Source organism: Pseudomonas sp. SL4(2022) (assembly GCF_026625725.1).
In the GTDB taxonomy this organism is placed as follows: Bacteria; Pseudomonadota; Gammaproteobacteria; order Pseudomonadales; family Pseudomonadaceae; genus Aquipseudomonas.
The window spans coordinates 3,635,080-3,655,978 of the sequence record NZ_CP113060.1; the positions used below are offsets into that span (position 1 = coordinate 3,635,080).

Annotated in this window: 23 protein-coding genes; 9 read left to right on the top strand and 14 right to left on the bottom strand. The window is 55.2% G+C overall.

The window, feature by feature from the left end; translation table 11 throughout:
- Positions 1–119 precede the first annotated feature (119 nt).
- The 10 genes from OU997_RS17280 to OU997_RS17325 all read right to left on the bottom strand — a co-directional run bounded on the left by OU997_RS17280 (position 120) and on the right by OU997_RS17325 (position 5,207).
- Positions 120–1,304, bottom strand: coding sequence for a zonular occludens toxin domain-containing protein (locus OU997_RS17280; RefSeq protein ID WP_267807744.1), 1,185 nt, complete (start codon positions 1,302–1,304; stop codon positions 120–122).
- Positions 1,305–1,316: 12 nt separating this feature from the next.
- A complete protein-coding gene (locus OU997_RS17285; protein ID WP_267807745.1) occupies positions 1,317–1,646 on the bottom strand; it encodes a DUF2523 domain-containing protein in 330 nt (109 codons plus the stop codon).
- A 1-nt stretch (position 1,647) separates the two neighbouring features.
- Entirely contained in the window at positions 1,648–2,889 is a 1,242-nt protein-coding gene (locus tag OU997_RS17290) for a virulence factor TspB C-terminal domain-related protein (protein ID WP_267807747.1), read from the bottom strand.
- 132 nt (positions 2,890–3,021) lie between these two features.
- Positions 3,022–3,231, bottom strand: coding sequence for a major capsid protein (locus OU997_RS17295; protein WP_267807749.1), 210 nt, complete (start codon positions 3,229–3,231; stop codon positions 3,022–3,024).
- Between the two features lie 13 nt (positions 3,232–3,244).
- On the bottom strand, positions 3,245–3,457 hold the full coding sequence (locus OU997_RS17300) for a hypothetical protein (protein ID WP_267807751.1): 213 nt from the start codon (positions 3,455–3,457) through the stop codon (positions 3,245–3,247).
- Positions 3,458–3,563: 106 nt separating this feature from the next.
- Positions 3,564–3,932, bottom strand: a complete 369-nt coding sequence (locus tag OU997_RS17305; RefSeq protein WP_090247766.1) for a hypothetical protein — start codon at positions 3,930–3,932, stop codon at positions 3,564–3,566.
- A 178-nt stretch (positions 3,933–4,110) separates the two neighbouring features.
- Positions 4,111–4,422: a hypothetical protein gene (locus OU997_RS17310; RefSeq protein WP_267807754.1), complete on the bottom strand. Its 312-nt coding sequence runs from the start codon at positions 4,420–4,422 to the stop codon at positions 4,111–4,113.
- Positions 4,419–4,601, bottom strand: coding sequence for a hypothetical protein (locus tag OU997_RS17315; protein ID WP_267807756.1), 183 nt, complete (start codon positions 4,599–4,601; stop codon positions 4,419–4,421). Before OU997_RS17315 ends, OU997_RS17310 begins: the two co-directional genes overlap by 4 nt.
- Before the next feature lie 3 nt (positions 4,602–4,604).
- Complete coding sequence (gene pflM / locus OU997_RS17320; RefSeq protein WP_267807758.1) at positions 4,605–4,940, bottom strand: lysogeny maintenance protein PflM; 336 nt, start codon at positions 4,938–4,940, stop codon at positions 4,605–4,607.
- A 42-nt stretch (positions 4,941–4,982) separates the two neighbouring features.
- Positions 4,983–5,207, bottom strand: coding sequence for a DNA-binding protein (locus tag OU997_RS17325; RefSeq protein ID WP_267807760.1), 225 nt, complete (start codon positions 5,205–5,207; stop codon positions 4,983–4,985).
- 136 nt (positions 5,208–5,343) lie between these two features.
- Between OU997_RS17325 and OU997_RS17330 the strand changes: the two genes are divergently transcribed.
- The 4 genes from OU997_RS17330 (at position 5,344) to OU997_RS17345 (ending at position 11,223) form a co-directional block, all read left to right on the top strand.
- Positions 5,344–5,610, top strand: a complete 267-nt coding sequence (locus tag OU997_RS17330) for a DNA-binding protein (RefSeq protein ID WP_267807762.1) — start codon at positions 5,344–5,346, stop codon at positions 5,608–5,610.
- Between the two features lie 474 nt (positions 5,611–6,084).
- Positions 6,085–10,200 carry an RHS repeat-associated core domain-containing protein gene (locus OU997_RS17335; RefSeq protein WP_267807764.1) on the top strand — a complete coding sequence of 1,372 codons (4,116 nt, stop codon included), beginning with the start codon at positions 6,085–6,087 and terminating at the stop codon, positions 10,198–10,200.
- A gap of 6 nt (positions 10,201–10,206) precedes the next feature.
- Complete coding sequence (locus OU997_RS17340) at positions 10,207–10,575, top strand: hypothetical protein (protein ID WP_267807766.1); 369 nt, start codon at positions 10,207–10,209, stop codon at positions 10,573–10,575.
- 153 nt (positions 10,576–10,728) lie between these two features.
- Positions 10,729–11,223: an Imm26 family immunity protein gene (locus OU997_RS17345; protein WP_267807767.1), complete on the top strand. Its 495-nt coding sequence runs from the start codon at positions 10,729–10,731 to the stop codon at positions 11,221–11,223.
- Between the two features lie 822 nt (positions 11,224–12,045).
- On the opposite strand, the gene OU997_RS17350 is transcribed toward OU997_RS17345, so the two are convergent.
- On the bottom strand, positions 12,046–12,957 hold the full coding sequence (locus OU997_RS17350; protein WP_218276617.1) for a LysR substrate-binding domain-containing protein: 912 nt from the start codon (positions 12,955–12,957) through the stop codon (positions 12,046–12,048).
- Between the two features lie 92 nt (positions 12,958–13,049).
- Between OU997_RS17350 and OU997_RS17355 the strand changes: the two genes are divergently transcribed.
- The 4 genes from OU997_RS17355 to OU997_RS17370 all read left to right on the top strand — a co-directional run bounded on the left by OU997_RS17355 (position 13,050) and on the right by OU997_RS17370 (position 16,535).
- The gene (locus OU997_RS17355; protein WP_267807770.1) at positions 13,050–13,658 is read left to right on the top strand and encodes a short chain dehydrogenase; all 609 of its coding nucleotides are present in this window, start codon (positions 13,050–13,052) and stop codon (positions 13,656–13,658) included.
- Between the two features lie 154 nt (positions 13,659–13,812).
- Positions 13,813–14,418 carry an outer membrane beta-barrel protein gene (locus OU997_RS17360; protein WP_267807772.1) on the top strand — a complete coding sequence of 202 codons (606 nt, stop codon included), beginning with the start codon at positions 13,813–13,815 and terminating at the stop codon, positions 14,416–14,418.
- 60 nt (positions 14,419–14,478) lie between these two features.
- A complete protein-coding gene (locus OU997_RS17365; protein WP_108486451.1) occupies positions 14,479–15,156 on the top strand; it encodes a response regulator in 678 nt (225 codons plus the stop codon).
- Complete coding sequence (locus OU997_RS17370; protein ID WP_267807775.1) at positions 15,153–16,535, top strand: ATP-binding protein; 1,383 nt, start codon at positions 15,153–15,155, stop codon at positions 16,533–16,535. Before OU997_RS17365 ends, OU997_RS17370 begins: the two co-directional genes overlap by 4 nt.
- A 52-nt stretch (positions 16,536–16,587) precedes the next feature.
- Here the strand turns inward: OU997_RS17370 and OU997_RS17375 are convergent, their stop codons facing one another.
- From OU997_RS17375 to phhA, 3 genes are all read right to left on the bottom strand, one after another.
- On the bottom strand, positions 16,588–17,784 hold the full coding sequence (locus OU997_RS17375) for an amino acid aminotransferase (RefSeq protein ID WP_267807776.1): 1,197 nt from the start codon (positions 17,782–17,784) through the stop codon (positions 16,588–16,590).
- Positions 17,781–18,134, bottom strand: coding sequence for a 4a-hydroxytetrahydrobiopterin dehydratase (locus OU997_RS17380; protein WP_108486448.1), 354 nt, complete (start codon positions 18,132–18,134; stop codon positions 17,781–17,783). The genes OU997_RS17375 and OU997_RS17380 overlap by 4 nt, the downstream gene beginning before the upstream one ends.
- Before the next feature lie 95 nt (positions 18,135–18,229).
- On the bottom strand, positions 18,230–19,015 hold the full coding sequence (gene phhA / locus OU997_RS17385) for a phenylalanine 4-monooxygenase (protein ID WP_108486447.1): 786 nt from the start codon (positions 19,013–19,015) through the stop codon (positions 18,230–18,232).
- 257 nt (positions 19,016–19,272) lie between these two features.
- Between phhA and OU997_RS17390 the strand changes: the two genes are divergently transcribed.
- Positions 19,273–20,826 carry a sigma-54-dependent transcriptional regulator gene (locus OU997_RS17390; protein ID WP_267807778.1) on the top strand — a complete coding sequence of 518 codons (1,554 nt, stop codon included), beginning with the start codon at positions 19,273–19,275 and terminating at the stop codon, positions 20,824–20,826.
- Positions 20,827–20,899: the final 73 nt, after the last annotated feature.

A 20,899-nucleotide genomic window follows, 5' to 3' on the forward strand; every position in this document is an offset into this window, starting at 1 on the left:
TAATGGCCGATATGTTCTGGTTCTATCTGACGTGCTACAGGGACGTCAGCGCGCGCATTTGGCGCCGCGCTCGTGCCTCGCGCCTGCGCTCAAATGCGCCAAGCGAAGGCGCTGAGTGATCACCATAGGAAGCGGCCTTTCTCGTAGGGGATTTGGGTCACGGTGATGCTTTGCGGGGCTTCCTGGGGTTGTTGTGGCTGTTGCTGGGGTTGGTTCTTGGCTTGCTGCAGATCGGGGCGCGCACCGGGGTCAGGGCGGGCCGGGTCAAATACGCCGCGCTCTACCGTGCTCTTGCAGTAGGCAAAGGTGGTTTTGTGCCAGCTGCCTTGCTGGGTGAAGCACTCGCAGATAAAGGCTTTCTCTGCCGTCCTGACGACCCGGTAGCGCTTCGAATTGCGGTCGATATACCCCTCATCCGAACTCATCACGCAGGACAGACGCGGGTAGCTTTGCGGCTTGGTCAGTTCGTCGTAGATGGGGGCCGAGCTGGGCACATCCGGTATGCGTGGCACTCGGGCGGCTAGGTATTCATCCAGGCTTAAAGCCTTCGTGCCGGGTTTGTTGTTTACGGGGTTGATCAGGGAGCCGACCGAGGTTTTCACTTGATCGACCACGCCGGTCGGAGTGCTGGTTTCGGCCTGGGCTTGTACGGCCTGTTCGGTTTGTTTGCCGGCTTCGTAGCGTTCGTAGGCGCGGTAGACCATGAAGACCGCACCAGCGATGACCAACACGGCCAAGATGAATTTGGTCGGTAGCTTGGTTTGAAAGTGGTGCTGCGCGTTGCTGCTGGTGTAGACGCTGAAAAACTTCTTATCGAGGCGTACCGTGGTTTTCTCGGCATCCTTGAAGCTGGATTTCACTTCTACTTTTTCAATCACCGCATCGGATTCAAAGCGCAGCAGTTGCTGTGATTTGAAGACGCGCCAGTAGTGCACGTGGCCGTTACACAGGCGGCGCAAATGCACATCCAGATAGCGCGGGTCCTGGGTGATCAAGTGCACTTCGTGGCCGCTATGGCGCATGGTTTCAAAGCGGGTGATATGTTCAGGCGGACGCGCCCGAGGATCACGACCACCGAACCAGCCTTGGGCCTCATCCACGACAATGATTGAGTCGTTGGGCAGTTCGAACCATTTTTCGGGATCGTCGAACTTGTACCAGGAAGCCTTTAGAAGCTCAGGCTGCAGGCCGTTGATGTTGTGGAAGTAGACGGTGCGGCCTTCTGCATGGGCCTTCTGATCCACTTCCTTAATGGTGTTGAGGGTCTTGCCGTGGCCGGGTTTGCCGGTGCGGATACAGAGCATGGTCGCGCCTCCTTACGCTTCGATGGACGTGCCGCCCGGCTTGCGCCAGACCTGATTGCGTTTGCGATCCTGGGCCTTGTTGATGCCCGCGATGATGAAGCGGGTGAACACGGCGGAAAGCATGATGTTTATGGCTATGTCGATCTTGGCCAGCCCGAGAATCTGCTGAATCACGATCCCTGAATTGCCCATGTTGGTGATCATGTAATCGCGGGCGGCGTTGATCAGCGCGTTGAAGCCGAAGTAGGTAATGAAGCCAAAGCCGATGGCCCGAAGGACGGTCATCACCAGCGGGCCGGCGATCAGCCAAAGGAACTGGGCAACCCATAGAAATGCAGGCATATCACTCACCTCCTGAGGCGCGGCCAACGTAAATGGCGTAGAAAAGCGAAGCGGCTATGACGATCAGGTAGCCAAGATCGGTGGCGAACTGACACAGCGGCTCATAGGTAAATTCGAAGGTGCGGCCACCCTGGCTGGTGAGGGTGAAGGTCTTAGCCGGTGGGCAAGCCGCAGGCAAAAAGCGCGGGTCGGTCGGGCCGCTGAACAGGCCGGATACATCAATTTCACCGTCGCCTTCGTCGAGCTTGGCGCTGTCGCCTTTGCCGTTGATAAAACCGGTGATGTCGCCTTCTTGTGCGGGGAAGTTGCCAGCGGTCAGGGCATCGCAACGGGCGCGCTTTTGGGTTTCAAAAATGGCGCATTGAATGGCATCGCCGGAGCAGGCCAAGGGCTTGTTGCATTCAACGCCGGAGGCGCTATTGCCGTTACTGTTGCCGCCACCAGGGTTGGTGCCGCCATTGCCCGGATTGGTGCCACCGTTACCGGGATTCGTGCCACCGTTGCCGGGGTTGGTGCCACCGTTACCGGGGTTCGTGCCACCGTCGCCGGGATTGGTGCCGCCGTTGCCGGGGTTCGTGCCACCGTTACCGGGATCGGTGCCGCCGTCGCCTGGGTCGGTTCCACCATCACCCGGATCGGTGCCCCCGTCGCCGGGATTGGTCGGCTGGGGAACCTCGGGCGGCTGGTTTTCGGAGGTGGTGCAGGTTTCGCCGGTTAGCTTGGCGTTGTAGTCGCAGTAGGTAATGGAGCCGTCTGTTTCGCTTTCGTTGAAGCAGGACGACACAGAATCATGACGGGCTTTACAGCCATCAATGCAGGCAAAGGCCGGCGGGGAAATGGCAGTGCCCGGCGCAATGTTGAATTCTGCAGAAGAGTCACGCCGACCGAGGGGCCAGGTGTAGGTCGAATCAGTACCCGCAGCACAGGCAGGCATGGTATCGACGATAACGGCACCGGAGGACGGGCCTCCTTGTTGAATAGGTTGGTCGGGTCTGCCGTAAGGGTGATAGCTAAAGTTGTATTTGCAGGCAAACGATGTGGTGTTTTGCAGTGCGTTGTAGCTGCCCGCGTAGCTGGGGTTCATCAGGTTGATCGGCTGGGCAATGCTTGAGTAGTTGAACCCCGCACAGGCCGCTTCAACCGATTTATAAAAACCGTCGTGGCCACGAATCTTGAAGGGCTTTTCATTGGCTACGGCAAAGAGCGGCAGCAGAGCCAGCAGCAAAAACAGAGGTGTACGCATGATCAGACCCGCCCGAAAAATACGAGGTACACCGCCACCACGGTGACAATCAGGACGTAGAGTTCGTAGCTCATGGGGTGACCCTGAAAAGTAAGTCCCGCCGAAGCGGGACTTGGATGGAACACGCAGCGGTTACAGGGCGCGGCGCATGTACTTGAAGGCCGCAGCGGCGACCAGTACGCCGAACACCGCCCAACCGATGGTGCCGACGTCGGTGCCTGCGGTGTTGAGTGCGTCAGTGGCACCGGCAGGCACCGCGGCATAGGCTTGTTGAGTGGCCAGGACACCCAGGGCAGCAGCAGCGCCAAGGGAGCGTTTCAGGTTTTGCAGTTTGTTTTTCATGGTTGTTACCTCGCTATTTCAGGACTTTTTTCAGAACCAGGAAGCCGAACACCAGGGCAAACAGCACGATGGTTTCGCCCTGCAGTTCGCTGACCTGATCCCAACTCAATGCAGCGCCGGAAAGGCTCTGCAGTTCCTCGCGGGTCAGGTTGAGCAGCTGACCGGCGCAGATGGGTTCACCACCTGGGCCGGCCACCCATTCGCCCTCACACGCCAGAAAGTTCACAGGGGACTCCGGCAGTGCGGACACGCGCAGATCACACGCCAGCTAGAAGCCGGTGAGGTCTTGCGGCAGTGATTGCAGAACATCCACACCACGGGAGCCGGCCTGTTTAGGACTTGGCCGGGTCAGCAGCCTGGGCCGCTGGTTTGGCTTGCTGCTGGGCGTTGGCTTGTGGAGCCGCAGCGCGGGCGGTTGGCTTGTCTACCGCTTCGATGTGCAGGGCGAGATTCTTGCCCTTGTTCTGGCCACCACGGGCAACGTCGAAGGTGATGCGCACCAGTTGCAGCGGTTCGAACTGGGAGCCGGCGTTAAACACTTCGTCGGCGGCGTCTTCGGAGATCGCCATGCCGATGATGGATAGGCCGTGCTCGGTTTTGCCGTCCGGTTCGTCACCGTAGAAAACCTTGGCGTATTTGGTGTCCTCGACTTGGGTCATCTGAGTGCCGAGAAATGCAACTTCCATGGTTGAACGTGCCATCTTTTGTTTCCTCGCTTAGTTGCGCGTTAGTGCGCGGTTTTGCCTTTCTGCAGGCCGAGCGATCCCGAGCAGGTGAACTTTCAAAGTTCGAGTCTGCTGGGTTGTTTCGGCTTGCCGGGGTTAATGCCGGGTTATGCGTTGAACTGTTGAGTGGTGGACACCAAGGGCCGCGCCCTTGTCATCCCGTTTCGCCACCTGCGCCCGCGACTGGCGGTGAGTGCGTGGGCTGGCCGGGGTTTAGGCGTCGGCCAGTCACGGACACAGGCGGCGACAGCAAGTCGGGCGAATCGGCCGGGATGGCGCATGATTCGGCGACTCGGGTAATGGAGGCGTCCAGGGCATCGAATAACAATTCGTCACTGGCCTTGAGGACTTCCAGCACTTGCCACGTAGCGAACAGGAAACCGACGACAGCACCGATAAAGGCAGGGAGCGACCAGCTCCAAAGCAATGCGACCAGATAGCGGCCTGCGCGAAAGGAGACAGTCATTTAGTCACCTGTGGAGTGTCGGAGCGTGCAACGGAAGCTAGGCGCAGGGCATGCACGGGTTCGCAGGAGGTGCAGACCAAAACGTCCGGAAGGTCAGCCACGTTGAAGTCTTTACGGTCTTCAATCAGCGTTTCGTCGCAGTAAAAGCACTCGCCGATCACGATGAAAGAACTACACATGGCTCACCCCATCAGCTCGAAAGGTTCGTGCAACGGCACGAAAGGGACGGGCTTGCCGATGTTTTGCACAACGCTCCAATACTTGGGCGGTCGGTCGCTTGGCGTGTGTTTGGCGCAGGTAAAGGCCGGTGTGATTGCCCACTGGGAAAGCAAAGGCGTCCAGGCACCAGCGACGAGGCGCATTTTCAGTGTTTGCACGGGTCGGGCAGACGCGGGGCGGCATTGGTCGCAGGGTGTGGACGGGCAGGGATCGGGCTTGGCCATTTCGGCCTTTGACCAGCAGACAGAGCAGTCGCAGTTCTGGGCGTGCTGATGGTTGCTGTAGCTCAATGGCGTCATAGCTCATGCCCTCACGAGGGAGGCAGGAAACAGAATTGATGGTCATGCCATGAATTCCTTTTCCATGAGGTGTTGGGTGAGCAGCGCGACATTGACCATGACGTGCTTGCCGACCTTGTGAGAGGGGATGTAGCCGTTGCGTATCCAACCCCAAACAATGTCGTGGTCGTTATTCATGCGAATCCAGTTCGCAAACTCGCGCCAAGGCATCACCGGAGGTGGTGCCAAAAGGTCTTTAAGCGTGAGGTTGATTCCTTCCCCATTCATGGCCTTTCCTGCACTATGTTGGTCTATGTTGGAAAATGACTAGCCGGCACTATTTGCCGGTTCAATAGTGACGATTATAAGCTTGCGGATAATGTTAACCAGCAATATTTGCCGGCTTTATAGATGAATTTGGAATATGAGAGAGCGGATAGTCGCAATACTTGAGCATAAAAAGCTCACCGCAAAGAGACTGGAAGAGCTCAGCGGAATCGACCGTGAGAAGTGGTATGCGCTCAGGAAAGGCGGGCGGCGGGTGAACGAAGATGACATTAAAGTCATCGTCGACATTGCCCCTGAGTACGCGCTTTGGCTGGTTAGCGGGAAAATTGCCCCAGAGAGCGGCCAAACCAGCCCCGAGTACGACGAAGCCAACCGAAACTTGACCAATCAAAACGCGGGATAGCGATTACCAAGGAAGTGACTAGGCGCTGGTACGCCCGAGGGAGAGGTAGGGGGAACGGTTGATTGAAGCGAAGTACCTAAGTACATCGGAGTTACCTACCGCTGCAGGCGGAATGCTGAAGCTTCTACGACAAATCTGCCCACTACGGTAGATGCTGTTTGGAAATATGCTTGATAAACCAATTGCGAACATAATTAAAAATAAATAGTGCAAACGGTAACTTATTTTTGGAAGAATTTCATTCTACTGATTAGTTTTTAGTGAGCATAGGTTTTACTCAAATTCGTATTTTTATTAAATTGGAATTCGCTCATGCGAGAATTTTCCCGTTGTCTCTCTGTATATGTAGTTATTGCCGCTTTGGCCGTACTAATTAACACTTCCGTAGTTCATGCTGCGGAGTCAGTTAGTTATTGGACCTTCGACGGAGCAACCACTCGGTACTCGACTGATTCTGCAGCCTGCAGAGCTATAGTGGACGAAAATTCATTCTATCAAGGCATGCCACTCTATTTAGGTACAGGGGGGTTAGATCAGCGGCAATGTGGTGTGGCAACATCGCCTATGACGACATGGTTCACAAAGTTGGCTATCAGAATTACTGAAAGCTGCACTCAAGGGAAATTGTCGCCTTTAGAGTGTTACGGAAAACCTGCAACTTGTGATTTTGCAGAAACATTAGATCCTGATGCAGTGTTGTGCCACGCCAACAGCCAAAAAGGCATGCCTACAGAAAGCTGTCCTGTCGTTGGCAATCCCATCAACTTTGCTACTGGTAATAAATTCCAAATCGAGACGGACTTCGATGGCCCTGGCGCGCTAGATTTTTCGCGCACCTATAACAGCCAGGATGGTCTATGGCGGCATGGTTATTCAGCACGGCTAAAGGTCGGTGCGACGCGGTTGGTAGTAGTAATGGCTGATGGCCGTGAAGCCTTCTTTCAAGTCAATGGCAGCCAAGCTACAGCGCTCGTTGGGGAGAGAGGCAACCTACAGAAAATAGGCGATCACTGGTTTTACAGCTCGCCGGACAATGCTTACTGGGCTTTCGACAATTCTGGTCGGCTGGTAGAGCAGGGGCGCAATGGTAGTGAAAGGCTTCTACTGAATTACCACGATGATCAAGTCACAGTTAGCGATGCATTCGGTAACAGTCTTCACTTCGCTGAGGACGACCAGCGCCAACCGATAAGTCTTATGGTTGGCGCAGGAGTGTCTATTACATATAGCTACAACGAAACGGGTAGGTTGAGCAGTCTGAGTAGTAACGTGAATGGAGAAAATTTCCAACGTTTCTTCCATTACGAAGATAGCCATGGTTCTCAATTGCTTACCGGTATCACCGATGAGCGTGGTGTGCGCTTTGCTACATGGAGTTACGATATTGAGGGCCGTCCGGTAAGTAGCGAACACGCCGGTAGTGTAGAGAAAGTACAGATTGCCTATAGCAATGATGGTAAAACTACTGTTACTAACGCTCTAGGAAGAAAGACAACATACAGTTTCTTGTCAAGTCAGGGTGTAAGGCGAGTTAGTGCAGTTGACGGCATAGTTTCGGCGAACTGTGCTGCAAGCAACTCCACGTTTACTTACGATGGTAAAGGGCTTTTACGTACTCAAAAAGATAATAACGGCAATATAACTACTCTGGTCTATGATAGCCGCGACTTAGAAATAAGTCGCACAGACGCTTCAGGCACGTCTGTTTCTCGTACGACCTCTACAGAGTGGCATCCTGAACTCTATCTCCCCACCAAAATAACTCGTCCCGGTCTGGAGATTCGTAACCATTACGATGGCGAAGGTCGATTGCTGAGCCGTACTCATCAAGACACAACGCTTACTGGAGAGAATGCTACCCGCACCTGGGCATACACCTACGATAACAACGGGCTTCTTCTCAGCGCGGATGGCCCGCGTACAGACGTTGCCGATATCACCACTTATAACTACAACGCCCAGGGATATTTAAGTCAGGTAACAAATGCCTTAGGCCATTCAACTCAAATGGCTGACTTCGACTTTCACGGCAACCCACATCAGGTTACCGATTCTAATGGAGTGTTGAGCCTGTTGAGTTATAGTGCCCAAGGATTGCTCGCTTCAGTGAATGTGGGTGGCAGTGTTACCAGCTTCGAGCACGATGAGATAGGGCAAATAACAAAAGTAACCCAGGGTGACGGTAGTTGGATCAGCTTTAGTTGGAACGATGCGCGCCAACTAAAGGTCGTAAGTAATAGTCTGGGCGATATTGTTGAGTACGATTACGACCTTATGGGCAATCGCACCAGTCATCGTATGATAGATAGCGACGGCACTCTCAGCCAACAACAGCAATGGGTATATGACGAATTGGGGCGCTTGTTAAAGAACGTTGGCGCTGCTAATCAAGTAAGGTCGTACGGTTATGACCGAAACGACAATCTTATCGAAACCAAAAATCCTCGTGGTTACTATACCACCAGTACCTATGACGCACTTGATCAGTTAGTAAGCAGTAATTCAACCGGCAAAACAACTCAGTTTACTTACACCGCAACGGGTAAAACGGCTACGGTAAAAGATCCCCGTGGAGTCACGACTAGTTACTTTTACGACGGGCTCGGAAACCTTGCACGGCTCACTAGCCCGGACAGTGGAACAACGGCCTATGAGCATGATTCTGCTGGTAATGTTACGAAGAGAATTGATGCTCGCGGGATTGTCACTATATACAATTACGATGCATTGAACCGTTTAATATCTCGTCAGTACCCAGCTAATCCTGCACTTAATATTCAGTACCACTACGACATGGTTGCCGAGGGTAACCACGGCATAGGTCGTCTTACGGCGGTGCAGGACGCCAGTGGCGTAATCGGCTATCACTACAACTCACAAGGTCAGTTGGTCGAGCAAATCCGTTCGCTAAGCATTAGCGGTATCGATCATTACGATAGCTTAGGTTACGGCTACGATATGGCTGGGCAGTTGACTCGTATCAACTATCCGATAGGGCTTAGCCTGAATTACGTCCGCAATAGTGCAGGCCAAGTTAATTCGGTTAGTTTGGATGTGGGCGGCAATAATACAGTGCTGGCTAGCGGTATCGATTACTTACCATTTGGTCCCATTAAGTCTTTGACTTGGGGTAACGGTCTGGTTTTAGAGCGCACCTACGATCAAGATTACCAACTCAAGGTTAGTGCTCTAGGCACTCAAAGTACGCACTATTTATATGATGCTAACGGTAATATTATTGGCCGTACAGGCTACCTAGTCGATACAGGCTGGATGGATTACCAGTATGGGGATTTGGATCAGCTACAACGTGAGCGCTCAACGACGAAACAGCAGAGCTATAACTATGATTCAGTTCTAAATCGTACAAGCAGTCAACGTTACTCGTTTGCTAACGGAAATATTAACAAGCCGTCTATCCAAGACAGCACAAGTTATACCTATGCGACTACCAGTAACCGTTTAACGAAGGTCAATTTTCAAGCGGTAAGTGCTGATGCTGCAGGTAACCTGACCCGGGATCGTGCCAATCGTGAGCTGGTGTACGACGCACAGAATCGCCTAGCCACAGTCAAAATTGCCGGCAGCACTATAGCTGAGTTTCGCTACAACGCCCTCGGCCAGCGTACCCACAAAATCAGCGCACAAGGCACTACCACATTCCTCTATGGGCCAGATGGTCAATTGCTAGGAGAACAATTATTCAATAGCCAAGGCAGCAAGCTAAGCGCTCAGTACTATTTCTGGCTCGACAGCATGCCGCTGGGTGGTGTCAGCATCACCTTTGATTCCCAAGGCGCTATCGCGAGTAGTACGCCGTTCTATCTGCACAGTGATCACCTGAATACTCCGCGTATGGCCACTAACCAAAGCCAGCAGAATGTTTGGCAATGGCAGTCGGATGCGTTTGGTGTGGGCCAAGCAAGTGGCACTTTGGCAATGAATCTGCGTTTCCCTGGACAGTACTTCGATCAGGAAAGCGGGCTGCACTACAACTACTTCCGCGATTACGACCCCGAGACCGGGCGATACGTCGAAAGCGACCCGATTGGGTTAGCGGGTGGGCTGAATACGTTTGGATATGCCTATCAAAACCCAATAGCAAATTTCGATCCGGATGGCCGCATGGTCTGGTTCGGAATACCTGCTTGGGTATGGTTCACCGGAGGCGCTGGAGTAGCGGGTGTTGCTGCAGTTAACTCTGGAGGGTATGCAGCAAATAGCGGCATGTACTCTGATGGAAATGACTCGATAGACCCAACGTACTGTCCGCCTACAACATCAAGTACGACGAGCTCACCTGATCCGTGCGAACTGTTCCCAGAGCTTTGCCCTAAAGAACCAGCAGTTGAGTATAAAGATCCAAGGAACCTAAATCCCACGCAAAGTAAAAATGAGATCAGTGGCTCGCAGGTCGATCGAATGGCAAAAGACATGCGTGCAAATGGATATGATGTAAACAAGTATGGTCCGATTGATGCTCAGCGTGTTCCTGGAAGTAATAGGTATGACATTATCGATGGCCACCATAGGGCAGCAGCTGCAAATAAGGCTGGAATTCAAAATGTACCGGTTAGAATCTGGGAGTAAATCATAGTGAATAGAAGACCCTATGAGGCCATTTTTATCGCGAGCGCGAAAACCACTTGGGAGCTTGCTGTTGAAGGCTGGGTTGTGGGTTCGGTAGAGTATCTTTCCAGTGATGATGTAAGTGAGTTTCTAGAGAATTCCCTTTGCATGCAAAAAACAAATGTGATGCTCGATATGCAGAAATACGTCAGTGAAAACTGCAATGCAACTGTACTATTTCGCGAGGGGAATACCTCAAAAGTAGAGCAGGTATATCTGCAATGCTTTGGTGAGGAAAGTGAAAGGGTGAAGAATAAATTCTTTGCCTCAAGTTTTTCAGGAAGTGCTAGCTTGTTTCAACCTAGGGATAATTCTATGCTTGTTGTCAGCCCTTAGAGACGCCTTTCAGTAAATTAGAGCGCTACGTTTTTATATGTAGCGCTCTTTTTCATTATTAAGAAGCAATTAGTACTCCATCTCTAACTAGCATCCAGTCACGAGCCCCAATCTAAGTCATGTGTCCTACGTGCTTGGTTTTTTTGGGTTTGAATGACGCTGGTAACGCGTTTTAGTGAGGTTGATGCGGTGAAGGCAAAAAAAATTAAGCGTAAGGTGGGTGATGTTTTACATATTGACCTTGGTGGTGGGACTTTTTCAGTTGCTGTTGTTTTGAAAGAGCCGCTAATTGCTTTTTATAATTGCTTTTTTACTGAAGCTCAGAAGGTTGATTTTACGCTTGATTGCCCTGCTTTATTTAAGTTGTGGGTTATGAATGGCGCTATAGAGTCAGGACGATGGCGAGTAGTGGGAAACACTGTGTTGAACGCCTCTATGGAAGAGCCGCAACAGTTCTTTAAGCAAGATCCCATCAGTAAAAAATACTCGCTTACAGTCGATGGCGAAGATGGTCAAATAGTTTCAAAAGAGGCATGTGAGGGTTTAGAGCGTGCGGCCGTTTGGAGTGCTGAGCATGTTGAGGATCGGCTTAGAGACTTTCACGCGGGCGTGCCAAATAAATGGGTTGAATCATTAAAATTGGTTTAAGCGGAAATCAATAACTCGTGCAGAGCATAATCATGCGGTCTGCATGAGGCACTCACTTTTGAGTCATGACCTCTAGTTTTATATTGCCACCCTTATACTCCTTGTATAGTTGTGCTTCCGAATAGCTGTTTTCATTCCTGTATCAAATCTTTAGACATCGGCAGTTGTGCCGGCAGAGTTGTAGCGCTTGGTATCTCACGCCACGCTCACGACTAGCGGTCTGCCTCGCCAGGTGTATCAATTTCCCCAGCAGGGTGTTCAGACTTTTTCGGTTCAAGGTGTCAGGTTAGGCCAGCAGGGTGTTCAGGTTGGGCCAGCGCCTACACATAAAGCAGTACCAAATAGGCTAGGTGTCGATAAAGTGTCGAAATCACTAGCCATCGAAGGCTAGGAATGGCCAAAATGGCCACCTAAGAAGGGCGCAGAATTGCTGGTTTAGTCCGAAATATGCCAACAATGGATAGGTGTCGAAACGGGTTCAAATCCCTATCTTCCCGCCATATAGATCGTCTAAGCCCCTGAAATTCCTAGAGTTTCGGGGGCTTTTCGTTTCCATGGTTTGGTGTTTGGGCAAAATTTGGACAAAAACACTTCGCCTCAGTCCGCTCTAAACCGTTTCTAGCCATCAAAATCCCATCATCTTTGAGACTGAGTGGGTCATGCTTTTTATGTCGCGCGGTATCCAGCGTCCATAGTGCTTCTTAACCATCGTTGTATCGGTATGCCCTAGCTGGCGGGCGACCCACTCCATGGGTACAAAACTAGATAATGAATCGCGAAGAAACGCGTTGACATAGGCAAATTCGCGTACATGGGGCTTGGTTAAGTCGCAGGGCGCAATTTTCCTGTAGGCGTATCTAAATCGGCAATAACCCGTACAAGCCAATCTCGGGATGCACTGCCCGAAGCTCTTCTATGCCATCCCGCAACGACATTGAAATTTAAGGAAGACATGTCTATGTCAATTACTTGGAAACCACCGGCAGCAGCAATGGCCGAGGGTATGAACGCCACCGTGTCATTCACGTGCATAAACGCTTGCAGCGATGTATAGCAGGGCAAAGTGGCAATCACGGTGCGGCGGACCTCCTTGGCACTAAGGAAATCATCTACTCGACTTCCCAGATTGCCTACGCCACTGGCGAAATCCACATGAGGATGGAAGGACACATCGGCAAGCGCCTTTATCTGCCGGGGTAGCGGCGAACCTTGCCGAGCGACGCAGCAGTAGTGGTCGCGTCTCAGTGTATTGCGTACCAGTCCCGGATCGACGTAGTCAGAAAAACCAATCACCAGGTCAGCCTCTCCTTGCGCCAGCGTCTTGGCATGCTGATTGGGGTTGAAGTCAATGACTTCAAGTTTTACCCCGGGTGCGCGTTCGCGTATGAGCAACGAAAGCGATGGGATGATAGACAGTTGTGCATATTCATTTGCGATGACTCTGAATACGTACTCACTTGTTGCGGGATCGAATGGGAATGAATTGAAGATGCCGTCGACCTCTTCAACTATTTTCTCGAATTTAGCCGCGAGCTCGTACGCATAGTCGGTTGGCTGTAGGCCTGCGCTCTGGCGCAGGAACAGCTCATTGGGAAACACTTCACGCATGCGCTTGAGGTAGTTGCTAACCGCCTGTTGTGATATCTCAAGCCGCTCGGCAACGCGAGAAACGTTTTTCTCGCGCACGAGATGCAGTAAAACCCGCATGTGCCTGATATCGATTTTTTCAATCATTTTGATTGTATCTCATACAAATAAGTCGTGATTTTCATTGTATCAGTGCGCGCCTAGAGTATCGCCTCCTTAAGACTTAACGAGGCATTGCCATGAAAACCGTAATCTTGATTGGTGCCCAAGGGCACATGGGCCAAGCCGCCATGACCGGCCTCAAGAACCACAACGTCATCACCGCTAGCCGCTCCGGCACAGGCTGCGACCACACGGTCGATATCACCTGTAAGGCGTCGATCAAGGCTCTGTTCGAAAAGGTGGGGCCGTTCGATGCCGTCGTTAATACAGTTGGCTACTGCGAATACGCTAGTTTCAGCGAAATGACCGATGAACAGTGGGGCACGACTATCCAAAGCAAGATGGTCGGCCAGATCAATCTGGTAAATGTGGGCCTGAACTACATCAACGATGGCGGCTCTTTCACGCTGATTTCGGGCATTCTCAATATCAAACCCATTCCGATGGCAATCGCGGACGCCACCACCAGCGGTGCCATCGACACCTTTGTACAGTGCGTAGCCCACGAGCTGCCACGTGGCATTAGGATCAACGTAGTAAACCCGACCGTTCTGGAAGAAGCCTGGAATGTATATGGTGAAATGATGCCTGGTTTCCAGCCTGTTCCCGGCGTGCTGGTAGGCAAAGCCTTCGAGCGGTCCGTTGATGGGTTCATCACCGGCCAGGTTCTATTCGTAGATGCCTGACAGGGGAGACCACAAGGTGGCTGAAGACGATCACGTCTTTGGCCCGCCCTTACTGTTCAGTGTTTGTTAAGCAAAGATTCAGTGGGCGTTCAGCTAGGGGTAGGCAACATGGACCTCGAGTTAAGCAACACCGACTAACCACTGAGGACACACCATGAACCGCACTCTTAGCAAACTGGCCCTGGCGACTTCCCTGACCTTCGCTGCGGCTGCGGCCAATGCCGGCGACAACTTTGTTGGCCTGACCTGGGGGCAGACCGATAACAACATCCAGAAATCCAGTGCACTCAACAGCAACCTGAACAACCCCAAGCTCGATAAGGTGATCAACGATACCGGCACCTGGGGCGTGCGTGCCGGTCAGGTCAGCGATACAAACCGTTACTACATGACCTACGAGAATGTCTCGGACACCGATAGCGGCAACAAGCTGCGTCAGCAGAATCTGTTGGGTAGTTACGATGTGTTCCTGCCGATTGGCGACTACAACACCAAGCTGTTCGGCGGTGCAACCGCTGGCCTGGTCAAGCTGGAGCAGGAGAGCAAGGGCTTCAAGCGTGACAGCGATATCGGCTTTGCCCTCGGCCTGCAGGCTGGCATTCTTCAGGACATCAACCAGAATGCCTCGATTGAAGCTGGCTACCGCTACCTGCGCACCAATGCCAGCACGGAAATGGCACCACACGGTGCAGGCAAAGCTGGCTCGCTGGACCTGCACAGCAGCGGCCAGCTCTACCTGGGTGCCAACTACAAGTTCTAAGCAGGTAGGCCAAAAGGGCCGGGCATAATGCCCGGCCGCTTTATTGGAGGAATTTGCAGGATGAAACTGTTGGTCGTGGAAGATGAAGCGTTGCTGCGTCACCACCTCTATAGCCGGCTGGGTGAGCAGGGCCATGTGGTCGATGCCGTGGCCAATGCTGAAGAAGCGTTGTACCGCGCTGCCGAATACAACCATGATCTGGCGGTGATCGATCTCGGCCTGCCGGGCATGAGCGGGCTGGATTTGATTCGCCAGTTGCGCAGTCAGGACAAAAGTTTTCCCATTCTGATACTCACCGCCCGTGGCAACTGGCAGGACAAGGTCGAAGGCCTGGCCGCTGGGGCCGATGATTACGTGGTCAAACCCTTTCAGTTCGAAGAGTTGGAAGCGCGCCTGAACGCCTTGCTACGCCGCGCTTCGGGCTTTACCCAGGCCAGCATTGTCGCCGGCCCTCTGCAGCTCGACCTCAACCGCAAGCAGGCGCTGCTTGATGGCGGAGCCCTGCAACTGACGGCCTACGAGTACCGCATCCTTGAATACCTGATGCGTCACCAGCAGCAGGTGGTGGCCAAGGAGCGGCTGATCGAGCAGCTCTACCCGGATGACGAGGAGCGCGACCCTAACGTCATCGAAGTGCTGGTCGGCCGCTTGCGCCGCAAGCTTGAAGGTCAGCTGGATTTCAAACCCATCCAAACCGTACGCGGCCAAGGCTACCTGTTCACCGAGCGCTGCCGATGAGTGAGGCCGAGCTGAGCGAGTCGTTCACTGGCCGTCGCGGCGAATCCCTGCGTCTACGCCTGATGCTTGGTACAGCGGTGCTGGCCGTGCTGTTTATGCTGGCGCTGTTGCCGGCCTTGCGTGGCGCTTTTGTCATCGCCCTGGAGCAGTCCATCGAAAAACGTCTGGCTTCGGATGCCGCCGGCCTGGTTTCTGCCGCGCGTACCGAGCAGGGTCGATTGAACATGCCGGACAAACTGCCGGCTGAAGAATTCGACAGCCTGGAAGCCAAGCTGCTGGGTTTTATCTACGACCGCCAGGGCAAACTGGTCTGGCAGTCACGCTCCTCGCTGGATGAAAGTGTCAGCTACCGCCCGCGCTATGACGGCCGTGGCCACGAGTTTGTACGCATTCACGATGCTGAGGGTCGCGAGTTCTTCGTTTATGACGTGGAAATCGACCTGCTGCGCGAACAGCGCGCGGCCTTCAGCGTGGTCACCATGCAGCCGGCCAGTGATTATCAGACCATGTACGACGGCTTTATGGGCCAGCTCTACCTCTGGCTCGGTGGTGCGCTGCTGGTGTTGCTTGGGCTGCTGTGGTTCGGCCTGACCTGGGGCTTTCGCAGCCTGCGCGGGCTTAGTGCCGAGTTGGATCAGGTGGAGGCGGGCACCCGCGCCGGCCTGAGTGAAGAGCACCCGCGAGAGTTACTGCGCCTGACGGGCTCGCTCAACCGCCTGCTGGAGAGCGAACGTCAGCAGCGCGAACGTTACCGGCATTCCCTGGACGACCTGGCGCACAGCCTGAAAACCCCCTTGGCAGTGCTGCAAAGCGTGGCTGAAGTGATCGACAAGCAGGCGCAGAACCGCGAGCAATCGCAGGTGCTGCAGCAGCAGATCGAGCGCATGAGCCAGCAGATCGGCTATCAACTGCAGCGTGCTAGCCTGCGAAAAAGCGGCTTGATCCGCCACAGCACACACCTGGGGCCGTTACTCGATACGCTCTGCGGCGCACTGGACAAGGTCTACCGCGACAAACAGGTGCAGGTGCTGCGCGATTTTGCCAGCGAACAGCACCTGCCAATGGAACGCGGCGCGTTGCTGGAGTTACTCGGCAACCTGCTGGAAAACGCCTACCGCCTATGTCTTGGTCAGGTGCGTGTGAGCGTGCGTCAGCAGGGCGGCATGCTCGAACTGTGTGTGGACGACGACGGCCCTGGCGTGCCGGCTGATCAGCGCGAACGCATCCTGCGCCGTGGCGAGCGGCTGGATACTCAGCATCCGGGGCAGGGTATCGGTACCGCAGTGATCAAGGACATCATCGAAAGCTACGACGGTGAGTTACGACTGGGCGACGCATCCTTGGGCGGAGCGAGTTTTTGTGTGCGGCTGCACCTGTAAAATTGCCTCGCAGCGTGTGGCCGTGGGTTGTGCTCACCGCCACATGCGCTCATTACTGTTTACAGACATGGCGAATGGCGCTGGCCAGCTGATCCAGGCGCTCGGCGTCCAACCCGGCCATATTCGCCCGACCTGAGCCGACCATGTACACGCTGAACTCATCGCGCAGGCGTTGCACTTGGCTTGGGCTCAGGCCGGTATAGGAGAACATGCCGCGCTGCACCGCGATATGCGCAAAGCGCTCATTCAGGCCATACGGTTGCAAGGCCTCCACCAGGCCGGCGCGCAGGCTGGCGACGCGCTGGCGCATGGCGTCGAGTTCGCTGACCCACAGGCTGTGCAGCTCGCTGTCAGCCAGGATGCTGGCAACCACTGCCGCGCCGTGGGCGGGTGGGGTGGACCAGAGATTGCGCGCGATAGAGGCCAGCTGGCTGCGCACATCCTGCAGCTTTGTTGCAGTCGCGGCGCAGACGATCAGCGCGCCAGTGCGCTCGCGGTACAGGCCGAAGTTCTTCGAACAGGAACTGGTGATCAGCAGTTCGGGCAACTCGGCGGCAAACAGGCGCACGGCAAAGGCGTCCTGCTCCAGGCCGTCGCCAAAACCCTGATAGGCAAAGTCGATCAACGGCAGCAATTCACGGGCTTTGACCACCTCCAGTACGCGCTTCCAGTCACGCGGGGTGAGGTCGAAGCCGGTGGGGTTGTGGCAGCAGGCGTGCAGCAGCACCACATCGCCTTTGGGCACGTGGGCGAGGGCGGCGATCATCGCCTCGACATTCAGCTGGTTGTCCGCGCCAACGTAAGGGTAATGACCAACGCGCAGACCAGCAGCGGCAAAGATGCTTTCGTGGATTGGCCAGGTCGGGTCACTCAGCCAGACGCCACGGCCCGGCAGGCAGTGGGCGATAAAGTCCGCACACAGGCGCAGCGCGCCAGTGCCGCCAGGGGTCTGGGTGGCACCCGCACGTTCAGCCAACAGTGGGCTGTCGGCGCCCAATACCAGTTGGCTGAGCAGCCTGCCGAACAGTGGGTCGCCATGGCCGCCGATATAGCTCTTGGTGGTTTCGCTTTCCACCAGCCGCTGTTCGGCCAGCTTGACCGCGCGTGGAATCGGCGTCAGGCCTTGAGCGTCCTTGTAAACGCCCACGCCGAGGTCGAGTTTGGCTGGGTTACGGTCAGCGCGGTAGGCGTCCATCAGGCCGAGAATCGGATCGCCCGGCACGCGCACAATGCTGTGGAAATGGCTCACTTGCGGCCCTCGGCACCTGCAGCCAACACATCGGTGCGTGCGGCCATGATGAAGTCGTTGCGGTGCAGGCCGCGCATTTCATGGCTCCACCAAGTCACGGTGACCTTGCCCCATTCGGTGAGCAGTGCTGGATGGTGGCCAACTTCCTCGGCGATGGCGCCGACTGCGTTGGTAAAAGCCAGGGCGTGGCGGAAGTTCTTGAACAGGTAAACCCGCTCCAGTTCCATATGGTCGTCACGCACTTCGATATTCCAGTCCGGGATTTCGCGGATCAGTTCGGCCAGCTCCTCATCGCTGACTTTCGGCGCATCGGCGCGGCAGGCTTCGCATTGTGCTTGGGCAAGGGACATGGGGATTCTCCTAGATATGAGATTTTGTAGGGTCGACATGCGCGGCTTGTCCACCGTCTGTTGGAGTGCCGGGACATCCTAGCGGCATGTCCACCTTACGCGGCTTTCGGCGGAAACTTCGGCGCATGCAAGCCTAGACGCATGGCTTGCTGCACCATGGCCATGATGTCTTCATGGGCCAGTTCAAACAGGCGCTTGAGCTCGGGCAGGACAAAATACAGCGGCTGCAGGATGTCGATGCGGTAGGGTGTGCGCATCGCCTCAATCGGGTCGAAGGCCAAACGCTGTGGCGTATCGGACAAGCAGTAGAGGGTTTCTTTCGGCGAGGAGAGAATGCCGCCGCCGTAGATGCGTTGGCCCTGGCTGGTGTCGAGCAGGCCGAACTCGATGGTCAGCCAGTACAGCCGCGCCAGGTATACGCGTTCTTCCTTGCTGGCGGCCAGGCCGAGCTTGCCGTAGGTGTGGGTGAATTCGGCGAACCAGGGGTTGGTCAGCAGCGGGCAGTGACCAAAGATCTCGTGGAAGATATCCGGCTCCTGCAGGTAGTCCAGCTCCTCGGGTGTGCGGATAAAAGTCGCTACCGGGAATTGCTTGCTGGCCAGCAGTTCGAAGAAGGTCTGAAACGGAATCAGTGCCGGCACCCGCGCCACGCGCCAGCCGGTGCTGGCTTGCAGCACGTGGTTGATCTCGCCGAGCTGCGGAATGCGCTCATGGGGCAGGCCGAGCTGCTCGATTCCGTCCAGGTATTCCTGGCAGGCGCGACCTTCGATCACCTTGAGCTGGCGGGTGATCAGGGTATTCCACACCTGATGCTCGGCCTCCGGGTAATCGATAAAGCCACTGTCATCCGGTTCGCGCGCCTGGTACTGCGTGCTTTTCATCGCGGCCTCCTGCTGGGGCTTTGTTGTTTTATTGGATTCAGGAATACGCCAGCTCGTGCGGTTATGCAGCCCAGGTCTGGGTCTGATGCAGGAGGAAAGGGCTGTTATTTCGTAAAGAAATGGTTACGTGGTCGGCTGTGTGGCGAACTGTCGTCTTGCTGCTGCGCTAATCTGTCACATATTCTTGACGAATAATCCGTCGCCTTCATCGATTGTTCGCCGTTGGCGGCCATAACAAGACCCATAAGAGCCCTGCCATGCGTATCAAAGTCCACTGCCAGAACCGAATTGGCATCCTGCGCGACATCCTCAACCTGTTGGTCGAATACGGCATCAACGTCGCCCGTGGCGAAGTCGGTGGCGAGCAGGGCAATGCTATCTATCTGCACTGTCCGAACCTGATCAACCTGCAGTTCCAGTCACTACGGCCGAAGTTCGAGGCGATTTCCGGGGTATTCGGCGTTAAGCGCGTCGGCCTGATGCCCAGCGAGCGCCGTCATCTGGAACTGAATGCGCTGCTTGGCGCGCTGGATTTCCCGGTGTTGTCGATCGACATGGGCGGCTCAATCGTCGCGGCCAACCGCAGCGCCGCTCAGCTCTTGGGCGTGCGGGTGGATGAAGTGCCGGGTATTCCGTTGTCGCGCTACGCCGAGGACTTCGACCTGCCGGAGTTGGTGCGTGCCAACAAGTCGCGGATCAATGGCCTGCGGGTGAAAGTGAAGGGCGATGTGTTTCTCGCCGATATCGCGCCACTGCAAACCGAGCATGACGAAAGCGATGCCATGGCCGGCGCGGTGTTGACCTTGCATCGCGCTGACCGTGTGGGTGAGCGCATCTACAACGTGCGCAAGCAGGAGCTGCGCGGTTTCGATTCGATTTTTCAGAGTTCCAAGGTGATGGCTGCTGTGGTGCGCGAAGCGCGGCGCATGGCCCCGTTGGATGCGCCGTTGCTGATCGAGGGCGAAACCGGCACCGGCAAGGAGTTGCTGGCGCGTGCCTGTCACCTGGCCAGTCCGCGTGGACAATCGCCGTTTATGGCGCTGAACTGCGCCGGCTTGCCGGAATCCATGGCCGAGACTGAGCTGTTCGGCTACGGTCCGGGTGCCTTTGAAGGCGCGCGGCCGGAAGGCAAGCTGGGCCTGTTGGAATTGACCGCCGGTGGCACGTTGTTTCTCGATGGCGTCGGCGAGATGAGCCCGCGCCTGCAGGCCAAGCTGCTGCGTTTTCTCCAAGACGGCTGCTTCCGTCGGGTCGGCAGTGACGAGGAGGTGTACCTGGATGTGCGGGTGATCTGCGCCACTCAGGTGGATCTGTCCGAACTCTGTGCCAAGGGCGAGTTCCGCCAGGATCTGTATCACCGCCTCAACGTGCTCAGCCTGCACATTCCACCGCTGCGCGAATGCCTGGATGGCCTGCCGCCGCTGGTGGAGCACTTTCTTGACCAGGCCAGCCGACAGATCGGTTGCCCGCTGCCCAAACTTGCGCCGCTGGTACTGGACAAGCTCAGCCATTACCACTGGCCGGGCAATGTGCGCCAACTGGAGAACGTCCTGTTTCAGGCCGTTTCACTGTGTGACGGCGGGGTCGTCAAGGGCGAACATATTCGTCTGCCCGACTACGGCGCGCCGCAGCCGCTGGGCGAGTTTTCTGTGGAAGGTGATCTGGATGAAATTCTTGGACGCTTCGAGAAAGCCGTGCTGGAGCGCCTGTTCCATGACCACCCGAGCAGTCGTCAACTGGGCAAACGCCTCGGCGTTTCGCACACCACCATCGCCAACAAGCTGCGTCAGCATGGGTTGGGGAAGGAATAGGGTTCTGGCCTCGAAGACAATAGGGTTTAGCGCTAGAGTGTGCTGAGGCCGCTTACGCAGCGGTGCCGCCGCA